A 5,621-nucleotide genomic window follows, 5' to 3' on the forward strand; every position below is an offset into this window, starting at 1 on the left:
AATGTTGAGTTTGAAGTATTTATTAATTCCCTGAGCTAGTCTTTGATAGTAGCCATTGGCTTTATTGCCTTCTGATGTTGAAAGAAACTCTACTCTTTCAGCATTCATTATTGTTTCAAATACCAGTTTGACAATATTTTCTACTGCAGTACCTCTATCATAGTGTAGTACATCTTGTATATTTCTTTGTAGTTCTGAGTTAATATCTTTCATTAGCTAGTCCTTTATTTTTTCTTTCAACTTAATTATAAAGTCGACTAGCTACAGACACAATTTAGTGGACACTACCTATTAGAGTTTGTCATGAGATAAGAATGGTATATAAGCAACCATTAAGGTAAACACAAGGTTTCATAAACTCTTTATTTAAAATAATGGGTTTAGATAGAGTGTCCTAATTTTTGTACCTTAAGTAAGCGTTTAAAATCGATTGGTATAGAATGCCCTAGATATGCAGAGAAAGACAAAATGGATGAATCAGTGGCTGCAATAGCTATTGATTCTACAGGATTAAAGAGATTTGGTAGAGATGAGTGGCATCAGGAGAAACATAAAGTTTCAGCTAAACGTAGTTGGAGAAAGTTTCATGCAGCTGTATCAAATAAGCATTATATTCATGCAGTTGAATTGACTGATAGATTTGATACTGATGATAGTGTTGTAGATAAACTATTTGATCAGATAGGTGTAGATACTGCTCACTTTTCAGCTGATGGGGCTTATGATAGCTTTAATGTATATGAGAAAATAAATGACAAGTTTCCATCGGCATAAGTAGCAATACCACCAGATAAGAATGCAAAGATTAGTGATTCAAATCATGTATTAAGAAATCATAATCTGGAGTTGATAGCTAAACATGGTAGGATGCAATGGCAAACAAAGACTAAATATGGCAATAGAAACTGTAGTGAGATAGCCATGCAGAGATATAAAAAAATAGTAGGTAGATCGATGTATTCTAGAAATTATGAAAACCAAAAACAGGAAGCTATGATTGGTGCTAGTATTTTAAATAAAATGACATCTTTAGGTATGCCCATTAGTCATAGAACTGCCTAAAATACACCAACTAGAAGACCTTAAGGGGTTAAGAAACAAAGCCCCTATTTAATATCTATGATCTAAAAACATGTCTTCGGCACTATCAGAAAATATAAAAAAACTTATGCTAGAAAATGGAATAAAAAATGTTTCAGAGCTAGCTAAAAAAGTTAATATGAGAAGCCAGACTTTAGGACTAATCATAAGAGGAGATAGATCTAATCCAAGAGAAATAACGCTACAACCACTTGCTGATTTTTTCGGTGTATCAATTAATGAATTACTTGGCGTTAATGATGATTTCTCATTTTCATCTCATCTTGAAAACATAATGACTTACTGTGGTATAAATGATTATAAATTATCTGAGATGTCAGGGATTGCAAGAGAAACTATAAATTCTATACTTTATGGACTATCAAATACTCCGAATGATTCAACAATTAAGAAACTATCTGATTTTTTTGGAATAACTGTTGATCAAATGAGAGGAATTGAACCTGTTAATATTAAAGATATAGAGAATAATATTTCTTTTAACAAAATACCTCTTTTATATAAAAGGGCTCTTTCCAATTAATTGTGTAAATTCTTAATTAAGATGCTAGATTATTTCTAGCAAAAGATTAAGGATAAAAACTATGTCTAAAAATAGAAAAGCAGAAGATATTTACACAATCCTAGCAGAGCAGATAATAGATTCTGGAGTTGATGTTAATCAAATGTTTGAGAAAGATGGTTTACTTAAACAATTAACAAAACGATTACTAGAAAAAGCATTAGATACAGAGATGAATAGTCATCTTGGCTATTTAAAGCATCAACGAAGCAACTCTTCAAATGCTAGGAATGGCTATAGCAATAAAAGCTTATCTACTGATACTGGCAATATAGATATATCAGTACCTAGAGATAGAGAGAGTGACTTTGAGCCACAAATAGTTCCTAAAAGAGTAACAAAGATAAATGGCTTAGATCAAAAAATCATATCTTTGTATGCTAAAGGCATGAGTACTACTGATATCCAGCAGCAATTATTTGAGCTGTATGATACAAAGATAAGTACAAGCTTTATAAGTGATGTTACAGAAGCTATTATAGAGGATGTTAAAGCATGGCAGAATAGACCATTAGAATCTGTTTATCCTATAGTATTTTTTGACTGCATGGTCGTTAAAGTCAGAGAAGATAAGCGTATCATTAACAAAGCGGTATATGTTGCATTAGGTATATCGCTAACTGGTCACAAAGATGTATTAGGTCTTTGGATAAGTCAAAACGAGGGTTCTAAATATTGGCTAGGAGTTTTTACTGAATTAAAGAATAGAGGCTTACAGGATATATTCATAGCATGTACAGATAATTTAAAAGGTATGTCTGATGCTATACAGGCTGTATACCCTGAAACAAAGCATCAGCTTTGTATTGTTCACCAAATTAGAAACTCTTTAAAGTTTGATCTACCCCGTCAATTTGGGACAGTTTACTTTTTCATTTTCCATTATATATTCAAACTGATTTGGAGTCATATAATTTATTGTAGAATGCTATAGTGGTACGGTTTTTTCGGACAGGTAGTTAAGAAGGTAAAATAGGTGTCTTCGATAAGAAAAGGAGACGCAAATGAAGAAGAAAAAATCCCACAGTGCCGCATTTAAGTATGAGGTATCAGTTGTAGCAATAAAAGGTGAACTGACTCAAGCCCAAATAAGTAGCAAATATGAAATTCACTCTAGCCAAATCACAAACTGGAAGAAACAAGCTCTAGAAGCTATAAAGCAGTTATTCTCAGGCAAACTCCCACCTGGCAAACAAGATTTATTAGATGAAAAAGAAAAATCAAAGCTATACGAAGAAATAGGTAGGCTCAAAGTAGAGCTTGACTGGATGAAAAAAAAATCTAATTTTGAGTTGTAGGGATAAGAAAATGTTAATAGAGCCAAACAATCCAAATATCTCAATAGTAAGGCAATGTCAGCTTTTGGGGTTAAATAGATCAGTATATTATTATCAGCATAAATGTATAGATGAACATACCGAAAATTTAATGCGTCTGATAGATGAGCGTTATACAGCTAGGCCACATGAAGGCTCTAGGAAGATTATGGTATATCTAAATAATTTTGGATACGATGTTACTCGAAATCAAGTAAAATATTTAATGGATAAGATGGGCTTACAAGCTATATACCCAAAGCCAAATACAAGCGTAAGATCTAGGCAAGAACATAAGATATACCCATACCTATTAAATGATATTTGTGTTTACTATCCTAACCAAGTGTGGTGCTCAGATATAACCTATATCCGTATGAAACATGGCCATATATATCTTGTAGCAATAATGGACTGGTACAGTAGGTATGTAATTGATTGGCAGTTAAGTATTAGCTTAGAAGCAGAGTATTGTATTGATACCCTTAGAAGGGCTTTAGATAGTAGTATCTGTGGTATTTTCAATACAGATCAAGGAGCACAGTATACCTCGAATGCTTGGATAAATACCTTGCTAAATAGAGGTGTTTCAATTAGTATGGATGCCAAAGGTAGATGCTTTGATAATATATTTATTGAACGTCTATGGAGAAGTGTTAAATACGAATGTATATATCTCAGAGAGTTTGAGTCAGTAGCTGAAGTTAGAGAAGCTTTGACTGATTACTTTGAATATTATAACACTGATAGATACCATCAAAGTTTAGGATATAAGACTCCTGCTGATGTGTATTTTGGTAAAGTTAAAATAGAAAATATTTTTGATAATTTGACATCTATTTTTTGACTAAATGCTGTCCGAAAAAATTCACCACTATACCTTAAATCTTTGATAAATTCCTCCTCCAGTATAAGCATTGCCAAGAGGTCTTTTCGTTGTAATGGTTATTGATTGATCTAATCCCTTTTTAAGGATTTGTTTAATAGTTTCAAGACTAACACTATTGTGATTAATTGCTCTTTGACAGGCTAACTCTAGTCTTACTGAAGTATATTTGCTGGCTAACCTTATAACAGCCTGAGCTGCCCTTAATAAATCTTTAACTGGATCAGTTAACAATGTTTCAATAACATTTGTACAATTTTCTCCTATCTGTTTAGCTTGATCTAAACACCATTCTGGATTTTGTTCATAATAGATCTTAGCACTTGGTGATAAATGTTCTTGCTTAGTGCTTGGCTTATCAGGATCAAATGATCTAGCATGTGTAGCAATAAGTTTATGCTCATGATATATGTTTATCATCGTTGGACTTATTTTTACCCATAGCTCCTCGTTACAGTAAGTAAATGGTGCACTATATCTACAGTAATCAACTAATACGTGGCAGTTTCTATTCAATTTAACTTTTTTATAGATACATATCTCCACTTCGTGAGTTGGTAAATCTATAAGTTTATCTTTTTCGACTTCTGCAAATAAATTAAGAGGTTTTTGTCTTGTTGTACCATGAGTTCTATTACCTGCATAAGATAATACCCAGTCTTTTAATTGTATGTTAGCATCTTGCAAATCCTTAAAATGGCGCAAGGGAACAAAATTATTTTTAATATATTTCACACCAGATTCAACCCTACCTTTCTTTTGAGGATCTGCTACTGGACATGTGCTTATGATAGTGCCATATTCTTGAGCAAATTCCTCATAGCTTCTTTGTAACCAAGGTTCACATCCTGCTTTGATTACAGCACATTTAGGATTATCTATTATTAGCTTCCTTGGAACACCTTGAAAGAACTTAAAAGCATTATCGTGACACTTAAGCCAAGTCTGTATGCTATGATCTGTAACTAACTCTGCATATTGGTGTCTGCTATAGCATAAAGTCATAACAAAAAACCATGTCTTAACCGTTTTACCTGTTCTACGATCCAATAACCTTGGACCTTGACCAAAATCAATTTGAGCAGCTTGACCAGGATAAAAAGACATTGGTGTTGTTAAATTACTGATATCATTGCCTTTAATTTGTTTAACATATCTCTGAACACAGTTATAACCTATGTTTAATCCATATGAAACACATAAATGATGGTGTATTACAACTGCTGAATATTCTTGATCTATCCACATTTTGATTAACTCTTTATATTCATCAAGGGCTGAACCTAAGATCTTTTTCTTATTTACTTCAAAGACCTCTGATAGAATTTCGTCACTTGGTAGTTGAGCTCCCAAATCAAGCCAACCTTGTTCCTGAGCAACTGTAAATATTTGCTTAACTTTCTTTCTACATCCAAGACCAGACTTCGATATAGATCTTTGACTTTCATTTTTTTGTAAGCGATAAATTATTTGTTTATATTCGTACACTTCAAATTTCCTATATGACATTTGTATTCTCATAATAGACTTAACTATTTATGAGTTTATTACACAACACCTATTTAGGTGAGATCTTAACTTGAATTGAAGCAGTATCTTAAGAAAGGTGTTTTACTGGTACCTTAACGAAGGTGTTAGGCTGGTTCATTACCAGGGTGATAAGGTGGTATCTTAGCTAGGGTGTTTGACAGTATTATATTTCCCTGTTTATTAAATAGTTATATTTGCCATTTTTTATTTTATAATAAGTTCTTTG

7 protein-coding genes are annotated in these 5,621 nt (G+C 32.5%); 5 read left to right on the top strand and 2 right to left on the bottom strand.

What is annotated here, in order from left to right; all coding sequences use genetic code 11:
- A partial coding sequence (locus tag F3D62_RS10345) for a hypothetical protein (RefSeq protein WP_224732681.1) occupies positions 1 to 213 on the bottom strand: 213 nt, incomplete at its 3' end.
- A 255-nt stretch (positions 214 to 468) separates the two neighbouring features.
- Here F3D62_RS10345 and F3D62_RS10350 point away from each other — a divergent pair.
- The 5 genes from F3D62_RS10350 to F3D62_RS10370 all read left to right on the top strand — a co-directional run bounded on the left by F3D62_RS10350 (position 469) and on the right by F3D62_RS10370 (position 3,826).
- Entirely contained in the window at positions 469 to 774 is a 306-nt protein-coding gene (locus tag F3D62_RS10350; RefSeq protein WP_150468174.1) for a transposase, read from the top strand.
- Positions 775 to 867: 93 nt separating this feature from the next.
- Entirely contained in the window at positions 868 to 1,062 is a 195-nt protein-coding gene (locus tag F3D62_RS10355; protein ID WP_150468175.1) for a hypothetical protein, read from the top strand.
- A 70-nt stretch (positions 1,063 to 1,132) separates the two neighbouring features.
- Complete coding sequence (locus tag F3D62_RS10360; protein WP_150468176.1) at positions 1,133 to 1,624, top strand: helix-turn-helix domain-containing protein; 492 nt, start codon at positions 1,133 to 1,135, stop codon at positions 1,622 to 1,624.
- Between the two features lie 61 nt (positions 1,625 to 1,685).
- Positions 1,686 to 2,597, top strand: coding sequence for an IS256 family transposase (locus F3D62_RS10365; RefSeq protein ID WP_224732682.1), 912 nt, complete (start codon positions 1,686 to 1,688; stop codon positions 2,595 to 2,597).
- Between the two features lie 70 nt (positions 2,598 to 2,667).
- Positions 2,668 to 3,826, top strand: a protein-coding gene (locus F3D62_RS10370; protein WP_224732683.1) for an IS3 family transposase whose coding sequence is annotated in 2 segments (ribosomal slippage) — positions 2,668 to 2,943 and positions 2,945 to 3,826 — 1,158 coding nt in all. Because the reading frame shifts where the segments join, the coding sequence is not laid out codon by codon here.
- Between the two features lie 27 nt (positions 3,827 to 3,853).
- Here F3D62_RS10370 and istA read toward each other — a convergent pair.
- Positions 3,854 to 5,374, bottom strand: a complete 1,521-nt coding sequence (istA, locus tag F3D62_RS10375) for an IS21 family transposase (protein ID WP_191092601.1) — start codon at positions 5,372 to 5,374, stop codon at positions 3,854 to 3,856.
- Positions 5,375 to 5,621 lie beyond the last annotated feature (247 nt).

It is taken from the genome of Francisella sp. SYW-9 (assembly GCF_008711465.1).
Taxonomy (GTDB): Bacteria; Pseudomonadota; Gammaproteobacteria; order Francisellales; family Francisellaceae; genus Francisella.